Source organism: Azospirillum agricola, assembly GCF_020005195.1.
Classification (GTDB): domain Bacteria; phylum Pseudomonadota; class Alphaproteobacteria; order Azospirillales; family Azospirillaceae; genus Azospirillum; species Azospirillum agricola.
Genome location: NZ_JAIFZR010000001.1, coordinates 163,563 through 183,943, shown reverse-complemented (window position 1 = coordinate 183,943; position 20,381 = coordinate 163,563). Strand labels below are relative to the sequence as shown.

16 protein-coding genes, 1 tRNA gene and 1 pseudogene are annotated in these 20,381 nt (G+C 68.3%); 11 read left to right on the top strand and 7 right to left on the bottom strand.

The annotated features are described in order from the left end of the window. Positions 1-248: 248 nt before the first annotated feature. Positions 249-977 (bottom strand): amino acid ABC transporter ATP-binding protein, encoded by a 729-nt coding sequence (locus JN22_RS00640; RefSeq protein WP_085552067.1) that lies wholly within the window; start codon positions 975-977, stop codon positions 249-251. A 62-nt stretch (positions 978-1,039) separates the two neighbouring features. Further along, a complete protein-coding gene (locus JN22_RS00635; protein WP_085552066.1) occupies positions 1,040-3,994 on the bottom strand; it encodes an FAD-dependent oxidoreductase in 2,955 nt (984 codons plus the stop codon). Positions 3,995-4,147: 153 nt separating this feature from the next. On the opposite strand from JN22_RS00635, the gene dapA reads away from it, so the two are divergent. The 6 genes from dapA to JN22_RS00605 all read left to right on the top strand — a co-directional run bounded on the left by dapA (position 4,148) and on the right by JN22_RS00605 (position 9,673). Beyond that, positions 4,148-5,068: a 4-hydroxy-tetrahydrodipicolinate synthase gene (gene dapA, locus JN22_RS00630; protein WP_085552065.1), complete on the top strand. Its 921-nt coding sequence runs from the start codon at positions 4,148-4,150 to the stop codon at positions 5,066-5,068. 56 nt (positions 5,069-5,124) lie between these two features. After that, a complete protein-coding gene (locus tag JN22_RS00625; protein ID WP_085552064.1) occupies positions 5,125-5,955 on the top strand; it encodes an ABC transporter substrate-binding protein in 831 nt (276 codons plus the stop codon). Between the two features lie 80 nt (positions 5,956-6,035). Next, positions 6,036-6,731, top strand: a complete 696-nt coding sequence (locus tag JN22_RS00620; RefSeq protein WP_085552063.1) for an amino acid ABC transporter permease — start codon at positions 6,036-6,038, stop codon at positions 6,729-6,731. 11 nt (positions 6,732-6,742) lie between these two features. Then, positions 6,743-7,435, top strand: coding sequence for a GntR family transcriptional regulator (locus JN22_RS00615; RefSeq protein WP_085552062.1), 693 nt, complete (start codon positions 6,743-6,745; stop codon positions 7,433-7,435). A 180-nt stretch (positions 7,436-7,615) separates the two neighbouring features. Next, positions 7,616-9,040: a dihydropyrimidinase gene (gene hydA / locus JN22_RS00610; protein WP_085552061.1), complete on the top strand. Its 1,425-nt coding sequence runs from the start codon at positions 7,616-7,618 to the stop codon at positions 9,038-9,040. A 216-nt stretch (positions 9,041-9,256) separates the two neighbouring features. After that, positions 9,257-9,673 carry a DUF3830 family protein gene (locus JN22_RS00605; RefSeq protein WP_085552455.1) on the top strand — a complete coding sequence of 139 codons (417 nt, stop codon included), beginning with the start codon at positions 9,257-9,259 and terminating at the stop codon, positions 9,671-9,673. A 15-nt stretch (positions 9,674-9,688) separates the two neighbouring features. On the opposite strand, the gene JN22_RS00600 is transcribed toward JN22_RS00605, so the two are convergent. Continuing rightward, on the bottom strand, positions 9,689-10,102 hold the full coding sequence (locus tag JN22_RS00600; RefSeq protein WP_211099535.1) for a hypothetical protein: 414 nt from the start codon (positions 10,100-10,102) through the stop codon (positions 9,689-9,691). A gap of 280 nt (positions 10,103-10,382) precedes the next feature. Here JN22_RS00600 and JN22_RS00595 point away from each other — a divergent pair. Continuing rightward, positions 10,383-10,458: transfer RNA gene (locus JN22_RS00595), tRNA-Phe, on the top strand. A gap of 244 nt (positions 10,459-10,702) precedes the next feature. On the opposite strand, the pseudogene JN22_RS00590 reads toward JN22_RS00595, so the two are convergent. Both JN22_RS00590 and JN22_RS00585 read right to left on the bottom strand, forming a co-directional pair. Further along, positions 10,703-11,062: pseudogene (locus JN22_RS00590) on the bottom strand (transposase); the annotation flags it as partial. Between the two features lie 22 nt (positions 11,063-11,084). Then, on the bottom strand, positions 11,085-11,537 hold the full coding sequence (locus JN22_RS00585) for a VOC family protein (protein WP_085552454.1): 453 nt from the start codon (positions 11,535-11,537) through the stop codon (positions 11,085-11,087). A gap of 64 nt (positions 11,538-11,601) precedes the next feature. Between JN22_RS00585 and JN22_RS00580 the strand changes: the two genes are divergently transcribed. The 3 genes from JN22_RS00580 (at position 11,602) to JN22_RS00570 (ending at position 15,691) form a co-directional block, all read left to right on the top strand. Next, the gene (locus tag JN22_RS00580) at positions 11,602-12,537 is read left to right on the top strand and encodes a LysR family transcriptional regulator (protein WP_223677498.1); all 936 of its coding nucleotides are present in this window, start codon (positions 11,602-11,604) and stop codon (positions 12,535-12,537) included. Between the two features lie 437 nt (positions 12,538-12,974). Beyond that, positions 12,975-13,643, top strand: coding sequence for a TetR family transcriptional regulator (locus tag JN22_RS00575; RefSeq protein ID WP_085552060.1), 669 nt, complete (start codon positions 12,975-12,977; stop codon positions 13,641-13,643). Between the two features lie 332 nt (positions 13,644-13,975). Beyond that, on the top strand, positions 13,976-15,691 hold the full coding sequence (locus tag JN22_RS00570; protein ID WP_085552452.1) for an acyl-CoA dehydrogenase family protein: 1,716 nt from the start codon (positions 13,976-13,978) through the stop codon (positions 15,689-15,691). A gap of 24 nt (positions 15,692-15,715) precedes the next feature. On the opposite strand, the gene JN22_RS00565 is transcribed toward JN22_RS00570, so the two are convergent. Further along, positions 15,716-16,324 carry a TetR/AcrR family transcriptional regulator gene (locus tag JN22_RS00565; protein WP_211099534.1) on the bottom strand — a complete coding sequence of 203 codons (609 nt, stop codon included), beginning with the start codon at positions 16,322-16,324 and terminating at the stop codon, positions 15,716-15,718. A gap of 129 nt (positions 16,325-16,453) precedes the next feature. Between JN22_RS00565 and JN22_RS00560 the strand changes: the two genes are divergently transcribed. Next, positions 16,454-18,031, top strand: a complete 1,578-nt coding sequence (locus JN22_RS00560) for a 4-hydroxyphenylacetate 3-hydroxylase family protein (RefSeq protein ID WP_085552059.1) — start codon at positions 16,454-16,456, stop codon at positions 18,029-18,031. Positions 18,032-18,496: 465 nt separating this feature from the next. On the opposite strand, the gene JN22_RS00555 is transcribed toward JN22_RS00560, so the two are convergent. Continuing rightward, on the bottom strand, positions 18,497-20,350 hold the full coding sequence (locus JN22_RS00555; RefSeq protein ID WP_085552058.1) for a hypothetical protein: 1,854 nt from the start codon (positions 20,348-20,350) through the stop codon (positions 18,497-18,499). Positions 20,351-20,381 lie beyond the last annotated feature (31 nt).

Genomic DNA, 20,381 nt, shown 5'->3' with positions numbered 1-20,381 from the left:
ACCTGACGCTGATCCCTCCCTAACAAAGCAGACGGATCGTTGTCCTGCAAAGGTTCTGAACGATCCGCGAGATGGGCGGATGCAACGCGATTCTTTGGCGGGCGCCCTTCCCTCTCGTCATGCCCGGCCCTGTGCCGGGCATCCATGGCTGCCAATCATCATGTGAAGATTGCACGTGGATGACCGGGACAAGCCCGGTCAGGACGATGCCTGGAGGACAAGACACTTCGCCAGACAACTGGGCGCACTCAATGTTGCAGGATCTTGGCGAGGAACTGGGTGGCGCGTTCCGACCTCTGCGTCTCGAAGAACTCGGTCTTGGTGCAGTCCTCGATGATGCTGCCATGGTCCATGAAGATCACCCGGTGGGCGACCTTGCGGGCGAAGCCCATCTCGTGGGTGACGCAGATCATCGTCATGCCCTCGTTGGCCAGCTCGACCATGACGTCGAGCACCTCGTTGATCATCTCCGGGTCGAGCGCCGAGGTCGGCTCGTCGAACAGGATGGCGATCGGGTCCATCGCCAGGGCGCGGGCGATGGCGACGCGCTGCTGCTGGCCGCCGGAAAGCTGGCCGGGGAACTTGTGCGCCTGGCTGGCAAGCCCGACCCGCGCCAGCAGCGCCTCGCCCTTGGCCTCGGCCTCGGCGGTCGCGCGGCCCAGCACCTTGCGCTGCGACAGGGTCAGGTTCTGCATGATGGTCAGATGGGGGAACAGCTCGAAATTCTGGAACACCATGCCGACGCGGGCGCGCAGCGCCGACAGGTTGGTCCCCCGCGCGCCGACGTCGATGCCGTCGATCCGGATGTGGCCGGACTGGAAGGGCTCCAGCCCGTTGACGCACTTGATCAGCGTCGACTTGCCCGAGCCGGAGGGGCCGCAGACCACCACGACCTCCCCCTTCCGCACGGTGGTCGTGCAGTCCTTCAGGACCTGGAAGGTGCCGTAATGCTTGCTGACGTTCTCGATGGCGATCATGCGGCTTCTCTTGCGGATGGGCGGCGCCGCTGCGGCGCCGGGCGTTGGACAAGGATGGCGGGTCAGCGGAACCGGTCGATCAGGAAGGGCGTCGGGTCGATGTCGGTGCGGCCGTCGAGCAGCAGGTCGGCGGTCATGCGGGCGACGACCGGGGCCAGGGTGAAGCCGTTCGAGGTCACCGTGTTGAAGAATCCGGGCAGGCCCGGCACCGGGCCGAGAATCGGCGCGCCGTCGATGTTGATGTTCATCGCCGCCCAGGCGCGCACCACATGCAGCCCGGCGACCTGCGGCAGCACATGGCGGGCGACCCACAGATTGCCCTCGATGCTGGGGCGCGACACCGTGTTGAAGCGCCGCGCCGGATCGAACACGGCGGTCCAGGCGCCGCCGATGATCAACCCGCCGGTGACGGCCTGCTTCAGGCTGAGATGGCGGTCGGCGTGGGCGACGAGCTGGCTGACCAGCTTGGGCGCCGGCTCGGTGACGATCATCTGGAGCGGCGCGCTGTGGACCGGCACGTCGATGCCGACCAGCCGCCCGGTCTCGCGCGCCCAGGGGCCGCTGGCGTTGATGATCTGTTTCGCGCGGATGCGGCAGCGCGGGGTCTCGACCCGCCAGCCGCCGCCCTCGACCGCCGGAGCGGCGGCGATGCCGGTGACGTTGACCCCGCGCAGGAAGCGGGCGCCCTGGCGGCGCGCCTGCTCCAGCACCGCGTAGGTCGCGCGCAGCGGGTTGATCTTGCCCTCCTGCGGGGCGTATTCGGCGCCGACCAGCTCGTCGGACAGGGCGGGGGCGAGGCGGCGCAGCTCGGCGGCGTCGATGATGGCGTTCTCGACGCCGTACTGCCGCTCCAGCGCCGCCTTGGCGCGGAGGAACTCCATGCCGGCCGGGCTGTCGGCCACCATCAGCCCGCCGGTGACGGCCAGCTCGAAATCGGCGCCGCAGGCCTTCTCCAACTCCCGCCACAGCGCGACGGAGCGCGGGCCGAGCGTCAGCGTCGCCGCCGCCGGGCCGCCGCCCGCCTCGGCCCGCGCGCCGAAGTCGAAGGACAGGAGCTGGACGTGCAGGCTGCCGGCGTTGGCGCCCGAGGCCTGGAGGTTGGTGTCGCCGCGCTCGACCACCAGCACGTCGCGGCCGGCCTGGGTCAGGTAGTAGGCGAGGCAGGCGCCGACCACGCCGCCGCCGACGATCAGGATCTCGGCCTCCTGGTCGGGCAGCGGGCCGTCCTCCAGCGGGCGGGCGAGGTTGGGGGTGATGGCGCGCTGGTGGCCGCCCCATTCTGGCTTCTCGAAAGCGAAGGCGCCGGCCGGCGTCGGCTTGGCCGGCAGGCGCGGCGCCAGATACTGGTCGGGGGCGCGCGGCCGGCCGGTCGCCTGCTCCAGCAGCAGGGCGGCGGTCGCCGCGCAGTAGCGGCCCTGGCAACGGCCCATGCCGAGCCGGGTGTTGCGCTTCAGCGCCGCGAGGCTGTCGTGGCCGGCGGCGATCTCGGCGCGGACGCGGCCGAAGGTGACCTCCTCGCAGCGGCACAGCGTGGCGTCGTCGGGCACGGCATCGAGCCGCACCGGCGGCGCCCGGTAGATCGACCACAACGCCGCCTGGAAGCCGTCTGCCCGCTTCAGGTCGGCCAGCGCCCGCCGGCTGTCCTCCGGGTGCGTGTCGGCCAGCCCGAGCTGGGTCGCGGCGGCGATCCCGGCCAGCGTGCCGCGCGCCAGCGCCACCCGCGAGCCGCCGAGATCGACGCCGTCGCCGACCGCGAAGACCCCCGGCAGGCTGGTGGCGCCGTCCACCGCCGTCTCGGTGGCGAGGTAGCCGAGATGGCGGTCGACCAGCCGGTGCGCGCAGCCGAGCGCACGGGCGATCTCGGTCGAGGGGATGAAACCGTAGCCCAGGCACAGCGCGTCGGCGGGAACGGTGACGGCCTCGGCCAGCCGGGGCGCGCCGTCGGCGCCGAGCGGGGCGTAGCGGACATGGTCCAAGCGCTCCCGGCCCGTCGCCGCGACGATCCCGTGCGACCACAACACCGGCACCCCGGCGCGGCGCAGCGTCAGCATGTAGCGGGCGCCATCGCCGATCAGGCCGGGGGCCGAGCGCACGGCCTTCAGCAGGTCGCGCCACTGGGCGGGCGACGGGCGCGGCGCGCTTTCCAGCACGGCGACCACCTCGACGCCGCCCTGCACAAGCTCGCAGGCCAGTTGCAGGTTGAGCGGGCCGTTGCCGGCGACCACCACCCGGCGGCCGGGCGCCACGCGGTAGGCGCGCGCCAGGGTCTGCCCCGCCCCGGTCGTCATCACGCCGGGCAGCGTCCAGCCCGCGAAGGGCGCCGGCCGCTCGTAGGCGCCGCTGGCGATCACCAGCCGGCGCGGCCGGTAGACGGTCTCGCGCCCGGCGACGACGGCGACCACCTCGTCGGGGGCGTGGGCGCCCCACACCGTCGCCTCCTGGACGATGGCGGCGCCGGCCTTCTTCGCCGCCTCGACCAGGGCGAGGCCGGCGCGGAACTGGCGGTCGGTCGGCCGGTCAGCGCGGTGCGAGGGGGCGAGCGGCTTGAAATACTGGCCGCCGCTCTGCGGCCGCTCGTCGAGCACCACCACGTCGGCGCCGCGCCGCGCCGCCGCTTCCGCCGCCGCCAGACCGGCCGGGCCGGCGCCGATCACCAACAGGTCGAGGGTCCGCTCCTCCGGCGCCTTGCCCTGCGGCGGCGGCACCAGCGGGGCCAGCGGATCCTCGGGCGTGCCGGCCGGCGGCTGCGAGCGGATGGTTTGGCCATCCGCCACCTTGGTCAGGCAGGCGCGCTGGCTGGCCTTGCCGTCCACCGTCACCAGGCATTCGAAGCAGGCGCCCATGCCGCAATAGAGGCCGCGCCGCCCGCCGTCGCGGGTGTGGCGGTAGGCGGCGACACCATGCGCCGCCAGCGCCGCCGCCACCGTCTCCCCGGCCAGCGCGGGGACGCGCTCGCCGTCATAGGTGATCTCGATGAAGGCGCCGTCGCGGCGGACGCTGGGATGTTCGAGGCGCATGGGCGGGGCGGCTTTTCCGGATTGCGGTGGGGAGATTTCGGAGGGAAGCGGTTTTCGAGGGCTGCGTCAATTTGCGCTGGATTCCTGTATACAGATAGTATACGAGTAGTATTTAGGCAAGGTCAAAAATTAGGCAGGAGCTTGGGGGAACCCATGACGGCATTGCGCGGCACCTACACGGTCCTGATCACCCCCTTCACCGCCGACGGTGGTGCTGTGGACGTCCCCGCCCTGAAGCGACTGGTGAACTGGCAGATCGAGCAGGGCATCCACGGCCTGATCCCGCTCGGCAGCACCGGCGAGTTCCTGTCGATGACCCCGGAGGAGCGGGCCCAGGTCATCGAGATCTGCGTGCAGGAATCGGCCGGCCGCGTGCCCGTGCTGATCGGCACCGGCGCCGAATGGACCCGCGACGCGGTGGCCCACGCCAAGGAAGCGGAGCGGATGGGCGCCGACGGCATCATGGTGATCCCGCCCTTCTACAGCTCCCCGACACCGGACGAGCTGTTCGAGCATTACCGCCGCATCGGCGAGGCGATCTCGCTGCCGGTGATGATCTACAACAACCCGGCGACCGCCAACGTCGACCTCACGCCGCCGATCGTCGCCCGGCTGAGCGAGATCGACAACGTGCTCTACATCAAGGAATCGACGCTGGAGGTGACGCGGGTCCGCGACATCATCGAGCTGTGCGGCGACCGCATGACGGTGTTCGCCGGCATCCTCGGCTACGAATCCTTCTGGCTCGGCGCCCAGGGCTGGGTCGCTGTCTGCTCCAACCTGATCCCGCGCGATTCGGCCCGGCTGTTCGAGCTGGTGGCCGACCATGGCGACAAGGAGCAGGCGCTGGCGCTCTACAAGAAGATGCTGCCGATCGTCCGCTGGGTCGGCGGCCACCGCTACGTCGCCGCGTCGAAGACCGGGCTGGGCATGATGGGCCTGCCGGTCGGGAACCCTCGCGCGCCGCGCCTGCCGCTGCCGGCGGCCGACGCCGAGGCCCTGCGCGCCGATCTGGCGGCGTACGGCCTGATCGATTCCCTGAACGTCCCCCCGGCCGCCGGGACCGGACGCTGAACGGGTGTGAGTGCTGGCCACCTGGGTATGAGACCCAAACACGAGAGAAGGGGACCATGATGACCATTCGCAAGCTGTTGATCGCCGCCGGCCTGACCCTGTTCGCCCTGCCGGCCGCCGCCCAAACCACCTGCAAACCGGCGGTCGCCGATTCCGAGCTGGTCAAGCCGGGCACGCTGGTGATGTCGATGAACCCGACCCTGCCGCCGATGCAGTTCGTCGATTCCAACGGCCAGTTGAAGGGCATGCGCGTCACGCTGGGCGACGAGATCGCCAAGCGGCTCTGCCTGAAGCCCGAATATGTCCGCATCGAGTTCTCGGCGATGATCCCCGGCCTCCAGGCCGGCCGCTGGGACCTGATCAACACCGGCATCTTCTGGACCGAGGAGCGGGCCAAGATGATGCCGATGATCAACTATGAATCGCAGGCGATCAGCATCTCGGTCGCCAAGGGCAACCCGCTGAAGATCACCAAGCCGGAGGATCTGTCGGGCCGTCCGGTCGGCGTCGAGCTGGGCGGCTTCGAGGAGCGCAAGCTGCGCGAGCTCGACAAGATGCTGACCGCCAAGGGGCTGAAGGGCATCGAGATCAAGACCTTCGACAATTTCGCCACGGCCTACCAGGCGCTGCGCGCCGGCCAGACCGAGGCGTCGGTGGCGATCGACCCGACGGCGGCGGAATACAGCAAGCGCGGCGACTTCGACCGCGCCCTGCACGGCCTGTTCCCGACCCCGGTCGCCCTGGCGATGAAGAGCAAGCCGCTGAGCGAGGCCGTGGTGGCCGTCCTCAACGACATGCAGAAGGACGGGTCGTACAGGAAGCTGATGGACGAATACGGCCTGCTGCCCAACGACGGCGCCTTCAAGGTCAACGCCCCCGGCATGTGAGACGCGGGTGCCAAGCGGCGGCGGGGCGTGTCCCCGCCGCCGCTTGGCACGCCGGATAAGAAGAGCGAAAGGGTGATGGAATGACCAGCGGCTGGAACTGGGACGGCTTCTTCGAGTACCTGTTCAACGGGTATCTGCTCAGCGGGGCGATCACCACTTTGTGGCTGACGCTCGCGGGCATCGCCGGCGGCCTCGTGGTCGGCTGCCTGCTGGCGCTGCTGCGGCTGTCGCCCTACCGCTGGGTGTCGGCGGCGGCCAAGGCCTACATCTGGGTGTTCCGCGGCACGCCGCTGCTGGTCCAACTCATCATCATCTACACCGGCCTGCCGCAGATCGGCATCAAGCTGTCGGTGACGGAATCCGCGCTGATCGGCCTGATCCTCAACGAGGCCGCCTATCTGGCCGAGATCATCCGCGGCGGCATCCTCGGCGTCGCCGCCGGGCAGAGCAACGCCGGCCGCGCGCTCGGCCTCAACTCGGCCCAGGTGATGGTCTACATCGTGCTGCCGCAGGCCATCCGCATCATCATCCCGGCGCTGGGCAACAGCGTGAACGGGCTGCTGAAGACCACCTCGGTCACCTCGGTCATCTCGATGGAGGAGCTTCTGCGCAGCACCCAGCTGCTCATCCAGGAGCGCTTCATGGTGCTGGAGCTGTTCACGGTGGCCGCCCTCTACTACCTGCTGATGACCTCGCTGTGGGACATCGTCCAGCGCCGCATCGAACGCCATTTCGGCCGCGCCTACCGCAACATCGCGATCGTCGACGGCCAGTAAGGCGCCCGCCGATGAGTCCTCCCCTCCCCCCGGCCGACCCGCTGTTCCCCCGGCCCGCCAACCTCGGCGACCAGGCCCACGGGCATCTGCGCGAGCTGATCCTCAGCCGCCAGATCCCCGGCGGCGCCGAGGTACCGGAGGGCCGGCTCGCCGAGCGGCTCAACGTGTCGCGCACGCCGATGCGCGAGGCGCTGGTCCGGCTGGTCGGCGAGGGGCTGCTGGAGCGCACCAGCGAGCGCAGCTACCGGGTCCGCGTCGTCTCGGCCCGCGAGTTCTTCGAGTGCATGCAGATGCGCGAGCTGCTGGAGTGCCACGCCATCGAGCAGGCGGTGCCGCTGGTCGGCGACGACGATCTGGCGGAGCTGCGGCGCGGGCTCGACGCGCTGGAAAGCGACGGCGAGGACGACATGCAGCACTGGCTCTACGACAACCACTTCCACAGCTTCTTCGCCCGTGTCAGCGGCAACGCGACGCTGGCCGACACCATCACGCGGATGCGGGTGGTCGCCCGTCTGTTCCGCATCTCCAGCACCTTCCATCGCAAGCGCGAGATCGACACCGAGCACCGGGCGGTGCTGGAGGCCGCCGAGCGGCGCGACATCGGCGCGGCCAAGGCCGCCATGCTGGCGCATCTGCGCAACCTCCAGGACGACGCCCGCCGCGCCATCGCCGCCGAGGCCAATCCGGGCGGCTATTTCCTGTGATTTGGAAAGCCCGCTCCATCGCCGTCTTTCGTCATGACCGGGCCTGTCCCGGTCATCCACGCGGAAACGTCAGGCTTGCCCATGGATGCCCGTGTCGAGCACGGGCATGACGCGTCGGAAAGCCGGAAGCATTCGTTCACGCGTTCCAAGGACCGCCCCTTAAGGACCAAGGAGAGTTCCATGCCGCAGTTCGACACCGTCATCCGCCACGGCACGCTGGCCACCGCGTCCGACGTGTTCGCCGCCGACCTCGGCGTGATCGGCGGCCGCATCGCCGCCATCGGCACCGGGCTGGGGCCGGGGGCACGCGAGATCGACGCGACCGGCAAGCTGGTGCTGCCCGGCGGCGTCGACGGCCATTGCCACCTCGACCAGCCGACCAGCGACGGCTCGCAGTCGGCCGACGATTTCGAGACCGGCACGCGCTCGGCGGCCTGCGGCGGAACGACGACGGTCATCCCCTTCGCCTGCCAGTTCAAGGGCCAGTCGCTGCGCGACGCGGTGACCGACTACCACCGGCGGGCCGACGGCAAGGCGGTGATCGACTACGCCTTCCACCTCATCGTCAGCGACCCGACCGACCAGCTGCTCGGCCAGGACCTGCCGGCGCTGATCCATGACGGCTACACGTCGTTCAAGATCTACATGACCTACGACGACATGAAGCTGAACGACCGGCAGGTGCTGGAACTGCTGAGCGTCGCCCGGCGCGACGGCGCCATGGCGATGATCCACGCCGAGAACGCCGATTTCATCGGCTGGCTGACCGACAAGCTGCTCGCCGCCGGCCACACCGCGCCGCGCTACCACGCCGATTCCCGGCCGATGCTGGTCGAGCGCGAGGCGACCCACCGCGCCATCGCCATGGCCGAGCTCGCCGACGTGCCGATCCTGATCGTCCACGTCTCGGGCCGCGAGGCGATCGAGCAGATCCATTGGGCGCAGGGTCGCGGCATGCGCATCTACGCCGAAACCTGCCCGCAATACATGGTGTTGACCGAGCACGACCTGCACGGACACGGCATGGAGGGGGCGAAGTGCATCTGTAGCCCGCCGCCGCGCGACAAGGCCAACCAGGCGGTGATCTGGGACGCGCTGGCCGGCGGCACCTTCCACATCGTGTCGTCCGACCATGCGCCCTTCCGCTACCAGGACCCGAAGGGCAAGATGCTGCACGGCGCCAACACGCCCTTCAACTGGATCCCCAACGGCGTGCCGGGCATCGAGACGCGCCTGCCGATCCTGTTCTCGGAAGGGGTGAAGAAGGGCCGCATCAGCCTGCAACGCTTCGTCGAGCTGTCCTCGACCAACCCGGCCAAGATGTACGGCCTGCACCCGCGCAAGGGCAGCCTCGCCATCGGCGCCGACGCCGACATCGTGATCTACGACCCGGACCGCAAGGTCACCATCACCAACAGCCTGCTGCACCACAACGTCGATTACACGCCGTATGAGGGGTTGGAGGTGACCGGCTGGCCGGAGACCGTGCTGTCGCGCGGCGAAGTCGTGGTGGAGGGCGGCACCTGCGTGGCTCAGCCCGGCCGCGGCGCCTTCCTGCGCTGCGACACGCCGGATTTGGCAAAGCCGAAGGTGGCGGCGGTTTGATCATTGTTCGATCGACAGGCGGGAGACGAATGTCCGTCACCCATGGCCTTTCCTCAACAATCAGCCTCTTCCCATTCGTCATGACCGGGCTTGACCCTGTCATCCACGCAGAACCCTGATGTTTGCAGCCGTGGATGCCCGGACCAAGTCCGGGCATGACGAGTCGGAAAAGGCTAACCCTTCCGATTTCAACCATTATCCAGGATGATCGCCACCATGGACGCCCTGACCATCACCGCCGGCCCCTTCACCTTCGGTGCCCGCTTCGAGTCGGCCGCAGCGCCCAAGACCTGCGCCAAGTTCCGCAGCCTGCTGCCCTACGAGGGCCAGATCGTCCATGTCCGCTGGAGCGGCGAAGGCGTCTGGATCCCGCTCGGCGACACCGATTACGGCCTCGGCTACGAGAACCACACCAGCCACCCGGCGCCGGGCCAGATCATCCTCTATCCGGGCGGCATCAGCGAGACCGAGATCCTGCTGGCCTACGGCGGCGTGCAGTTCTCCAGCAAGATGGGCCAGCTCGCCGGCAACCACTTCATAACCATCACCGAGGGGCTGGAGAATCTGGTGGAACTCGGCAAGCGCACCCTGTGGCAGGGCGCGCAGCCGATCCGCTTCGAACTCGCCCGCTGACACCGAAAAAAGGCGTCACACCGCGATGCGCTCGCCCGGCACGGCGAGCGCGATCCGGCCGTTCCCCGCGCAGGCCGCCGCCCGCACCGCCCGCACGGCCCGAGCATCCCGGCCGCCACGGTCCGCCAGCGCAGCGGGAAGGACAGCGAGCGCTCCGGGTCGATGCCGCCGGCCGCGAACAGCAGGCCGGGCTGGTGGCGCACGTCGGCACTTGCCCTTGGCCGCCAACTCGTCCGGCTTCACGTCGGTGAACAGCTTGGCCCAGGTCTTTTCGTCCAGCTTGGCCTGGACATGCTGGGCGTCGATGCCGGGGTACCAGTTGAAGCGCTTGACGATCCCCTCGGCCTGCGCCTCGGGGCCGGTCGCCATCTCGATGAACTTGCGGGCCAGATCCGGGTTGGCGGCCTTGGCCGGCACGACGTAGTACATCGGCTGGTCCGGCATGCCGGGGGCAAGGAGTTGCAGCTTCAGGTTCGGGTTCAGCCGGCCTGGGCATCGCCTTCGGCATCCTGGTCTCCGGCCTCCCGGCCCGTCGCTTTGCCGTGACTTGGGAGGCGGAACCCTAGCGCGTGCCACCGATGACCGCCAGAGTCCCGGATGCGGCGTGAAGAATCGTCGATTTTTGTTTGGACAGGCCGTGCGATTTTTTCTACAAAGCGGCCCTCGATGCGCTGCACCGGTCGACACGGCCAACCGCGCAGCGCCGGATGCCCAGGTAGCTCAGTTGGTAGAGCAGGGGACTGAAAATCCCCGTGTCGGCGGTTCAATTCCGTCCCTGGGCACCATTTTCCTCTTATGGATCAAATGGTTAATGGCGCAATAGGTAAAACTAACTTACCTAGCGCAGACCTAGCACAACCGCAGAGGACAACTTTCCTCCCCCGCTAAGCCGTTGTTTTCTTCCATTTTTGAATGCCGATTTTCGCTGTGCTCGCACAGTCTCGACAGCAGTGTAGTTCCCCGGCATCATCCGGCACTGCATGGGTCCTTCCGCATTTTCGGTGCAGGGGGCAGCGTGAACGGCACTATTCAGGCAGCTTCGAGGACTCGCTGACGCAGCAGGTCGAAGCCACCGCGACCGTTCATCGTGCGCTTGATCGTCTTCAGCCTGCTGATCTGGCCCTCCACCGGGCCGGTGCTCCACGGCAACGACAAGGCCGCGCGCACCGCCGCCAGATCACGCTTCAGGCCGCCGGCGAATCCCGCCATGGCCGTACCGTCGGTTGCCGGCAGCCACTCATCCAGTTCTCCGGTCCGCTGTTCGCGAACCATCGTCCGGAAGGCCCGAGCCAACGCGACGGTCTGCGCCAGTTTCGGAGAACGGGAGAGCAGGGCGGTGACGAAGGCCTGTTCGGTCGCGTCGATCTCGGTCGCGTCGGCGACCACCTGCCGCCGATGCCGGAGCCGGACGTCAGGACGTTCCGGCTTTGTCGTCGGCCTCCTTCACCGTGAAGGCGATTTCCTGCCCGAAGGACAGTTCAAGCGTGTTGCCATCCGGGTCGGCGATGTAGGTCCAGAGACCGACGGGAGGTCCGGAATCGCGGGGAGCGGAGCGCAGTATGCCCCGGCATCCGGCTTCGGCCGCCCGGTTCAAGACGTCCTCGCGCGTCGCGCAGGCGACACCGAGATGCCCGAACGGTCCGAGCGGCGTGTCGGTCAGCCGTGTCGATGCCACGAGGACGAGGGCGAACGGGCGCACCCCATCCGCCATCCACGCCACCTCCTTGACATCGCCACCCGCAGTCCGGCGATGAACCACCCGAAGATCGGCAAACTCCTGATAGAAGGCGATGCTGCTGTCGAGATCGCGCACGAGCAGCGCCACATGGGACAGCCCGAGATCCGGATTGAGGGGTTGGGTCATGGTCACATCTCCTTTCCGGGACAGCTTGCTTCATCGATGAAAATTATGGAAATTAGAATGTGATATGCAGACCATGCACAGAAGGAATGATCTTCCGTCCTCCGACCTGAACCTGCTGCTGGTGCTCGAGGCCCTGCTCGAAGAGCGGCATGTCTCGCGCGCGGCGATGCGGTTGAACCGCTCGCAACCAGCGGTCAGCCATGCCCTTGCGAGGCTGAGGGACATCTTTGGCGACCCGCTGCTGGTGAGGGGCGAAGGAGGTCTACAGCCAACGGCGCGCGCACTCCAACTTGCCGAACCGCTGGCCGAGGCCCTTGCGCTGGTGCGTTCGATGGCCGATCCGCCGACCTTCGATATCGGGCGGTGCAGCCGCCACTTCCGTTTGTCCCTGTCGGATTATGGGACGACGATCCTGCTGCCGCCCCTGGTCGCGCGGTTGCGAAAGGCCGCGCCGCTCATCGATCTGTCCGTCGTGTCCTATGGCAGGGACCGGGCACTTGCGGCGCTGATCGACGGGGAGATCGATCTGGCCGTCGGTGTTTATCCCGAGCTGGCGACGGCGGGGCGCCGCGATCTCAGGAGCGATCTTCTGTTCCAAGAGACATTCGCCTGCCTGTCCGATGAATCGGGCCAACCGGGGGCGCTCTCGATCGAGCGTTACCTTGCGCGGCCGCATGTCAGGGTCACCGTCGCGCTGGAGGATGACAGCGAGATCGACGCGGCGCTTGCCCGCCTGGGCCACAAGCGCCGCGTCGCCATCCAAATCCCACATTGGTCCGCCGCTCCCGAGCTTGTCAGGGGCACCGATCTCGTGCTGACCGCGGCGAAGCGAAGCCTTGAGATTCTGGGGAAGGGAAGCCTCCGGTGCAGCGAACCGCCGTTCCGTCTGGCCGGCTTTCCATTCGTGCAGACTTGGCATCGTCGTCGCGAAAAGGACGCGCCGCATCGCTGGCTTCGGGAGGAAATCGCCGTGGCAGCCCGAGGGTCGACGGGGGTGTAAACGCGTCTTGCGGTTCCGTTGCATGGTCTGCCGGCAGGCGCGGCGTGCCGTGACGGCGGCATCAGGTGGCGACACCGGACAGGCGGGCGATGAAGGCGGCTTGGGTCCGCATGTCGTTGGAGGAAATGGCGCCGGCCTGCGGTCGGCTTCTCCTGCCCCCTCGGGTTTCGTTGAATTCGCATTCACTTTCATGATGCCGCCACGCTGGGCACACGGATTGATCGCGAGACGTACAAAAGTCTTGACGCTCAATGACGCTTGGCTTAGAAATGAAAATGAATTCACATTCACTTCGGTGGGAGGCTCATCGGGGGTGGTCATGACAGCTTCGAACCAGCTTGGATCCATCCGGTGACGGCCAGGTCGGTGCGGACCATCCATCACAGCCGCTGCGCGCCACCGCCGTCTGCCACATCGCTCATCGAGGACAGCCCATCATGAGCCCCAAGCCCAGCCGCGCGCTCGACAAGAAGACCCAGATCCTGCGCGCGGCCCGCTCCGTCGTCATGGATGGCGGCTTTCGCGAGCTACAGATGAACGCGGTCGCCGCCGCCGCCGGCGTGGCGGTGGGCACGATCTACCGCTACTTCCCGTCCCGGGCCGAGCTGTGCGCGGCCATCGTCAGCGTCACCTCCCAGCGCGAGGTCGACGTCCTGTCGGGGATCGCGGTGGCCGAGGGCGAGCCTTCCCGGAAGGTGCGGGACGCCGTGCGCACCTTCGCCGCCCGCGCGATGCGCGGCCGCCGGCTCGCCTACGGCTTGATCTTCGAGCCGATCGACCCGGAGGTGGAAAGCACTCGTCTGAAGTACCGGCGCGCCATCGCGCGGGTGTTCGAGACCATCATCCGCGAGGGCATCGCCGCCGGCGAGTTCCGGGATGTCGACGTCGAGGTCGCGGGCGCCTTTCTGGTCGGCGCCTTCATGGAGGGGCTGGTGGGATCGCTCGCGCCGGACACCGGCGGCATTCAGGAGCGGGCCGACGAAATCGCCGACGCGATCGCCGATCTGTGCCTGGCCGCCGTGGCGAAGCCCGGGCATCCGCTTCTGAACCGCGCCCCCCGCACGGAAAGCGCCGCACAGGCCATTCCGTTGCGACCGAGACCCTGACCCAGTTCTCCTGACCACCGGCGTTGCCGTCATCCTCCGCGCTCACCCGGCGGTCATGGCGGCGCTCATGGCGGCGGCCCGTGGTGGCGACACCGGACGAAGAATGGGGCGAGGGGCCGGTGGCGTTCGTGGAACCGCGCAGCGGCGGGCACGATCCGGAAGAGCCTGCTCCGGAAGGCCAACCGGCACCGGGAGATCGCCGCCCTCCGCCATTTCACAGCACATTCTTGCCGGCATGACGTGGCCATGCCGGCCGATCCGACCGCCGTGCCGGCCCGCGTCGGCGTGGCGCCCCCGACGGCCACGGTTCGAAACCTCTCGTGGAGTCCATCATGAGCAGCACCCTCTCCGCCGCCATCCAGACCGAGACGGCCGGCCGCTACAGCACGCACACGGTCCTCAACCAGGCGCAGCCCGCCAGCGGGTTCAACGCCTTCAGCGGCGACGCGGTGCTCCGCGCGGCCATCGATCGCGAGGCACCCTGGGCGGCGGACCGCTGCGCGGCGCTCGGCGCCGTCGCCGGCGACGAGGCCGTCCAGGAGTTGGCGCGCCTGGCCAACCGGCACCTGCCCGAACTCAAGACGCACGACCGCTTCGGCAACCGCGTCGACTGGGTCGACTTCCACCCGAGCTGGCACCAACTGATGTCGCTGGCGTGGAAGCACGAAGTCCCCACCCTCGCCTGGCGCACCAACCAGAAGAATGGCCACGTCGCCCGCGCCGTGCTGTCCTACCTCTGGAACCAGGTCGAGCAGGGCACAGGCTGTCCCACGGGCATGGCCTACGCCTCCCACGCCGGTTTCGAGGCCGAGCCGGCCCTCGCCATCTGGGCGGAAAAATCCAAGGGCACCGAGTACGAGTTCAGCCGCAGGGAGGTCGGCGACAAGCCGTCGGTCGTCATCGGCTACGCCATGACCGAGAAGCAGGGTGGGTCCGACCTGCGCGAGACCCAGACCACCGCGCGCTTTTCGCATTCGGCCGATTACCACGGAAAGACGGCGCACTGGTACGAGCTGACCGGCCACAAATGGTTCTGTTCGGTGCCGCAGTCGGACGGCTTCTTCACCCTGGCCAAGGTCGATGGCGGGGTCACCTGCTTCTTCCTGCCGCGAACGCTGCCCGACGGGAGCTACAACCGCTTCTTCGTCCAGCGCCTCAAGGACAAGGCCGGGAACAAGTCGAACGCCTCCAGCGAGGTGGAGTACGCCGGGACGCTGGCGATCCGCGTCGGCGAGGAGGGGCGCGGCATCCGCGAGATCCTCTCGCACGCCCATCTGACCCGCCTGGACTTCGCCATCGGTTCGGCCGGCCTGATGCGCCAGGCGCTGACGCTGGCGCTGCGGCACACCACGACCCGCAACGCCTTCGGGACGACCATCGCCGACCGGCCGATGATGACCAACGTGCTGGCGGACATGGCCGTCGAGGTCGAGGCGGCGACGCTGATGGCGCTGCGCGTGGCCAAGGCCACCGACCAGTTGGCGGAGAACGGGCACGAGCGCCTGCTGGCGCGCGTGGCCACCCCGGCGGCCAAGTTCTTCAACTGCTCGCGGGCGCCGTCCATCGTCTGCGAGGCGTTGCAGTGCCACGGCGGCAACGGGTTCATCGAGGAGAACCCGATGGCGCGCCTGTACCGCGAAGCCCCGCTCAACAGCGTCTGGGAGGGCACCGCCAACATGATGTGCATGGATGTCCGCCGGGCCATGATCAAGGACGCGCGCACGATCAACGCCCTGTTCGACGAGGTCCGGCCGCTCGCCGGCCAGGACGCCCGCTTCGACGCCCTGGTCCGGCACACCGAAACCCTGGTGCGCGAGGCGGTGCGGGACGAGTTCCCGGCCCGCCCGATGACCGAGGCGGTGGCGCGCGTTCTACAGGGCGCCGAACTGCTGCGCCACAGCCCGCGGGAGGTGGTGGACGTGTTCCTCGCCACCCGCGCGCCCGGGGCCGCGGGGGCCTGGGGGGCGCACTATGGGACTTTGGCCCTGACCGTCGATCAACCCACGGCCCGGACGATCGTGCGGCGGGCCATGGTCGCCCCTGCCTGAGGAGGGCCATCGGCGCGGCGGACGTCACCCGCCGCGTCCGGGCCCACTCTGCCTCAGGGTGTCGATCCGAAGCTGGACATAAGCCTCCATCAGCGCCGGGGCCGAGGCACCGAACATGCGGATGCGCCCGGTGTGCAGCAGAAGCAGCAGCCCGGTCGCGTGGGCGAAGACATCGACCAGGAGCAGGTCGGCGGCCGCCTTCGACGCGCCCAGCGCCTCGGCCGCGTCGGCAACCGGCCGGAGGGCGGCGTTCAGCGCCCGGTTCAGCTCCTCGTCGCGCTCGCGTCCCAGGCCCAACGGCTTCATGCCGCCACGGAACAGGTAGAAGCCGAGATCGAGGTCGCGCGGGTTGGCGGCGTAGAAGCCGAAGAACCCCATGGCGGCGGCGGCGAGGCGGTCCGCCGGAGCCTCGACCCGCGCCACCGCCTCGTCCACCGCCTGGCCCAGCGCGGCGAGCGATGTCCGCAGCACCTCGGCGTAAATCGCCTCCTTGGAATCGAAGTAGGAATAAAGCGCGCCGGGCGTGTAACCGGCGCGCGTCGCGACGGCGCGCAGGCTGGCGCCTTCCAACCCTTCGGCCTCGAACACGTCGCGGGCGGCCTGCAGGATCAGGCCACGCTTATGCTCGCTCACCGCTTCCCGCCGGCTGACCCGCTGCCGCTCCGCCACGATGCCTCCTCGAACGATCCCGAAGAAAACTCTACCGTTGATCATTTTTATGAACAATGTTCAAATTTCAGAACGTCAATCAGGGAGGACCTCATGCTGATGACCGCCGCCGACTACCGGGAGTCGCTGCGTGCCTACAAACCGCGGGTGTTCGTCAACGGACGGCTCGTCGAGAGCGTGGCCGACGAGCCGCTTCTGGCGCCCGGCGTCAACGCCGTCGGCATCACCTATGACTTCGCCCATGCGCCGGAGCATCGGGCCATCATGACCGCCCGGCAGGGGACGTCGGGGAAAACCGTCAACCGGATGCTCCACATCAACGAGAGCTCGACCGACCTCCTCCACAAGCTCGAAGCCGTCCGGCTCGTCTGCAAGGTGTCCGGCTGCGCGCAGCGCTACCTGACGCACGATGCCCTGAACGGCATCTTCCAGGCGGCCAGGCGCACCGACGACGCGCACGGCACGGACTACAGCCAACGCTTCCTGAATTACCTCCACGAGGTGCAGGACCGCGACCTGACGCTGGGGGTGGCGATGACGGACGCCAAGGGCGATCGCTCAAAGCGGCCCGGCCGGCAGGCCAACCCCGACGTCTACGTCCACATCGTCGAGCGCCGACCCGACGGCATCGTCATCCGCGGCACCAAGGCGATCGTCACCGGCGCCCCCTACATGCACGAGTTCCTGGTCATGCCGTGCCGGACGCACAGCCCGGAGGACGCCGCCTTCGCCGTGTGCTGCGCCGTGCCGGTCGATGCGCCGGGCGTCACCATCGTGGCGCGGCCGGCGGGACGGCCGGGCGAGGCCGCCGCCAAATTCTCGGCGAAGTATGGGCAGTCGACCGGCGTCGTGATCTTCGACGACGTGTTCGTGCCGCACGACCGCGTGTTCCTCGCCGGCGAGACGGAGGAGGGCGGCTTCCTGACCACGACCTACGCCGCGCACCACCGCCACTCCTGCATCGGCGCCCGCGCCGGCTTCGGCGACCTGCTGATCGGGGCCGGTGCCCTGATGGTGGAGGCCAACGGCCTCGATCCCGAGCGCCACGGCCACATCCGCGAGGCGATGGTCGAACTCATCACCATCACCGAGAGCTTCTACGCCTGCGGCGTCGCCGCGTCGGTCTATTGCACCAAGGATCCGTCGGGGACGGTGATCCCGGAGGCGGTGTTCTCGAACATCGGCAAGCTGCTGCTCGCGACCAGGATTTACGACATGCACCGGATCGCCCATTACGTTTCGGGTGGGTTGATCGTCGCCCTGCCGGGTCCGGACGAGGACCACAATCCCGAGACCAAGGGGTCGCTGGCCGCGGTGCTGGGCGGCCGGACCGACATTCCGATGGAACAGCGCCTGGAGGTGTCGCGCTTCATCGAGGATCTGACCGTGTCCAACCAAGCCGGCTGGTATTCGGTCATCTCCCTGCACGGGGGCGGCTCGCCGGAAGCGATGAAGCGGGAGATCTGGCGCAACTACCCGGTGATGGAGAAGGTCGCGCTGGTCGAGAGCCTCCTCGACCGCGGGGTTCTCGACGAAGGACAGCGAACGTCGAAGCAACCGGGGCGGTGCTGCCCGACCGGGTGTGACGTGCCAGAACGCCCCAGCGGTGCCTCCGCCGCTTCGAGCCTTGTGGCGGACACAAAGCAGTTGACCAGCCCGTCCGCATGGTGAAGGCAAGGGATGGCGGAGTAGCGGTCCGCTGCCTGGGCCAGCCACCTGTTCGCTCCGCTGCCGCCGGCGGAGCAGATTTCCTCCCGCATCGGCGGGCTGCTGATCCTGCTGGCGGCGGCCCCCTGCACGGCGATGGTGTTCGTCTGAGCGGGGTGCCGGCCGCGCGCCAGGTCGATGGCGCGCGCGAGGACCGTCGCGCCAGCACGCCCGATCGCTCCACCGCAGTCAGTCGATTCCGCCCGGCGTGGCGTGGCGAAAAGCGCCGATCGCCATTTCATAACGGTCGGTCTCGTCCGTCAGCATCGCGAGAAGGGCGGGCCCATCGCTCCATCAGCCGAGCTTGGCCCGGACCGCCAGGAAGGCGGGAAGCCCCGGGTGGCCGGCTTCGGCGCGTTCGGCCAACAGGGTGTTGAGGCGGTCGGTGATTCGCCGCCTCGCACGGAAATAATCTTTCAGGACAGGCTTTTAGAGGAAAAAATCATCCATGGCTCCATCCTGGCCCTGGCCCTGGCCCTGGCTCTCGTCCGGGCAACCGCCACCGAAGAGTTGCGAGTGCGTTTTCCGCTCCCGTTCCGCGGTGTAGAGATTGGCAAACAGGCGATGCAGATCGTCGGCAATCCCGGAAGCGTGGATCTCCCCGATCTTGGAGGCCGCCTCCACCCGTTCGACAAAGCGCAGAGTGGAAGCCTCCAGCCGTTGCTCGATGGCAAGACGGTCTATGGTCCCGGTCAGAAGCCTCGACACTTCCAGGCAGTCCCCGGTCAGAACCGACAGGGAGCGCATCTGGTCAACGTGCAGCCGGTTCAGGCAATCCATCGAATTCGACATCTCTTCAGCCACTTCCCTGGCTGCCTGATGACTGGTGCCCGACCTCTGGTCCAACGCGGCCGCGCGCCGGGTGGCTGACTGGATGGCTCCGGTGATTGCCTTCGACACGCCCTCGGTCCGCCGGCTGCACGCGCGCAACTCCTGCGCCACCACGCCCAGCCCGCGCCCCTCCGGTCCGAGACGCGTGCATTTCAACGTCGTGTTCAGCCCCATCAGGCGCATGTCGGTGTCGATGGAGCGGATGGCCAGGACATCCCGCCCCATGGCATCGAAGCCATGCGAAACCTCGAACACCCGTTCCCTGAGAGCGTCGTCGGACCGGCAATAGTGCTGCAACAGGTCCAGGGCGCGGTCGACATCGGTCGCGACATCCGCAAGCATGGAGCCGCCGGGATTCTTGGCGGCACCGGGTGGATGATCGCCCCCGGGATGGCCACGCTCCGAACCGAACAGCGTCGCCGCTTCCCGCGCGATGGCGTCGGCATCCCGGACCAGCGCCTCCAGATTGGCCTTCAGGGACGCCACTTGGCTGCTGAAATCACCGCTCGCCTCCTCGTATTGGCGGATCTGGAGCGCACAGATCGCCGCCGACAGGTCGATCCGGTGACGGTCGTCCAGATCCGCAAGCCACCGTCGCTCCGGCGGCAACGCCGCTGCCTGTGGCGTCTCGGCCAGCAGCCCAAGCACATCCAGCGCCGCACCGATGTGGGACAGCCGCTGACAGGTGAGGTCGCCGACCTGGAGCTCGCTGATGCAGCAGGCGATCCGCTGGCCGACCTCACCGATACGGTCGGCGAAACGGCGGGCAGCCTGCTGCGCGGTGCTGCGGCAGGCCGTCAGCTTGTCCAGACTGTCCTGCAACCGGCGTCCGACATCGACCAGGCGCATCCGGTTGTCACGTTGAAAGACGGCCGCGCCATCCTTGGCCGACGAGATGGCATTCCGCAAAGCCCCGAGATGGCCGATCGCCTGTGTCGTCGCCTCCTCCGCCAACCGATGGAGCCGGTCGATCTCGCGATTGAAGACACTGAAATCATCGGTGCCGGAGCGGATCTGAACCGATTGGACTTTTGCGTTGATCGCCAGGGCGGTGATCTCGCCGATGATCCGGGACAGGTTGCCGAGCAGGGCCGCCATGTCGGCGCCCGCCTCGTCAAGGCCGGTCAGGTCAGCCAGCGTCTGTTCGAGATTCGCCGCCAGCCCGTCGGTCACCGCGCGAATTCTCCCCAGACGGCTCGATGCATCGACGCCGTCTTCACTGTCGATCAGCACCGACAGGGCGCGAAACCGCTCGCCGATGGCCGCCATCCGGTCCAGAATCTGCGACAGTGTCTCGCCGACCGCCAGGAACGCCGTTTCAATCGGCGCCGATGCGTCGTGCAGCTCGGCCTTCAGCGACCGAACAACCCCGATGCCGAGGCCGGACGGTGGAATCCCGGTGTCGGCGCGGGCAAAATCCCCGAAGGCGGCTGTGTCAAGGATGCTGTCCATGCCGAAGCCCTTGTGCGGTCAGATGTGTCGG

What these genes read in the sequence shown, in the direction of transcription:
- JN22_RS00640 (WP_085552067.1), bottom strand. Translation starts at nt 977, where the DNA reads ATGATCGCCATCGAGAACGTCAGCAAGCATTACGGCACCTTCCAGGTC.
- JN22_RS00635 (WP_085552066.1), bottom strand. Translation starts at nt 3,994, where the DNA reads ATGCGCCTCGAACATCCCAGCGTCCGCCGCGACGGCGCCTTCATCGAG.
- dapA (WP_085552065.1), top strand. Translation starts at nt 4,148, where the DNA reads ATGACGGCATTGCGCGGCACCTACACGGTCCTGATCACCCCCTTCACC.
- JN22_RS00625 (WP_085552064.1), top strand. Translation starts at nt 5,125, where the DNA reads ATGATGACCATTCGCAAGCTGTTGATCGCCGCCGGCCTGACCCTGTTC.
- JN22_RS00620 (WP_085552063.1), top strand. Translation starts at nt 6,036, where the DNA reads ATGACCAGCGGCTGGAACTGGGACGGCTTCTTCGAGTACCTGTTCAAC.
- JN22_RS00615 (WP_085552062.1), top strand. Translation starts at nt 6,743, where the DNA reads ATGAGTCCTCCCCTCCCCCCGGCCGACCCGCTGTTCCCCCGGCCCGCC.
- hydA (WP_085552061.1), top strand. Translation starts at nt 7,616, where the DNA reads ATGCCGCAGTTCGACACCGTCATCCGCCACGGCACGCTGGCCACCGCG.
- JN22_RS00605 (WP_085552455.1), top strand. Translation starts at nt 9,257, where the DNA reads ATGGACGCCCTGACCATCACCGCCGGCCCCTTCACCTTCGGTGCCCGC.
- JN22_RS00600 (WP_211099535.1), bottom strand. Translation starts at nt 10,102, where the DNA reads ATGTACTACGTCGTGCCGGCCAAGGCCGCCAACCCGGATCTGGCCCGC.
- JN22_RS00585 (WP_085552454.1), bottom strand. Translation starts at nt 11,537, where the DNA reads ATGACCCAACCCCTCAATCCGGATCTCGGGCTGTCCCATGTGGCGCTG.
- JN22_RS00580 (WP_223677498.1), top strand. Translation starts at nt 11,602, where the DNA reads ATGCAGACCATGCACAGAAGGAATGATCTTCCGTCCTCCGACCTGAAC.
- JN22_RS00575 (WP_085552060.1), top strand. Translation starts at nt 12,975, where the DNA reads ATGAGCCCCAAGCCCAGCCGCGCGCTCGACAAGAAGACCCAGATCCTG.
- JN22_RS00570 (WP_085552452.1), top strand. Translation starts at nt 13,976, where the DNA reads ATGAGCAGCACCCTCTCCGCCGCCATCCAGACCGAGACGGCCGGCCGC.
- JN22_RS00560 (WP_085552059.1), top strand. Translation starts at nt 16,454, where the DNA reads ATGCTGATGACCGCCGCCGACTACCGGGAGTCGCTGCGTGCCTACAAA.
- JN22_RS00555 (WP_085552058.1), bottom strand. Translation starts at nt 20,350, where the DNA reads ATGGACAGCATCCTTGACACAGCCGCCTTCGGGGATTTTGCCCGCGCC.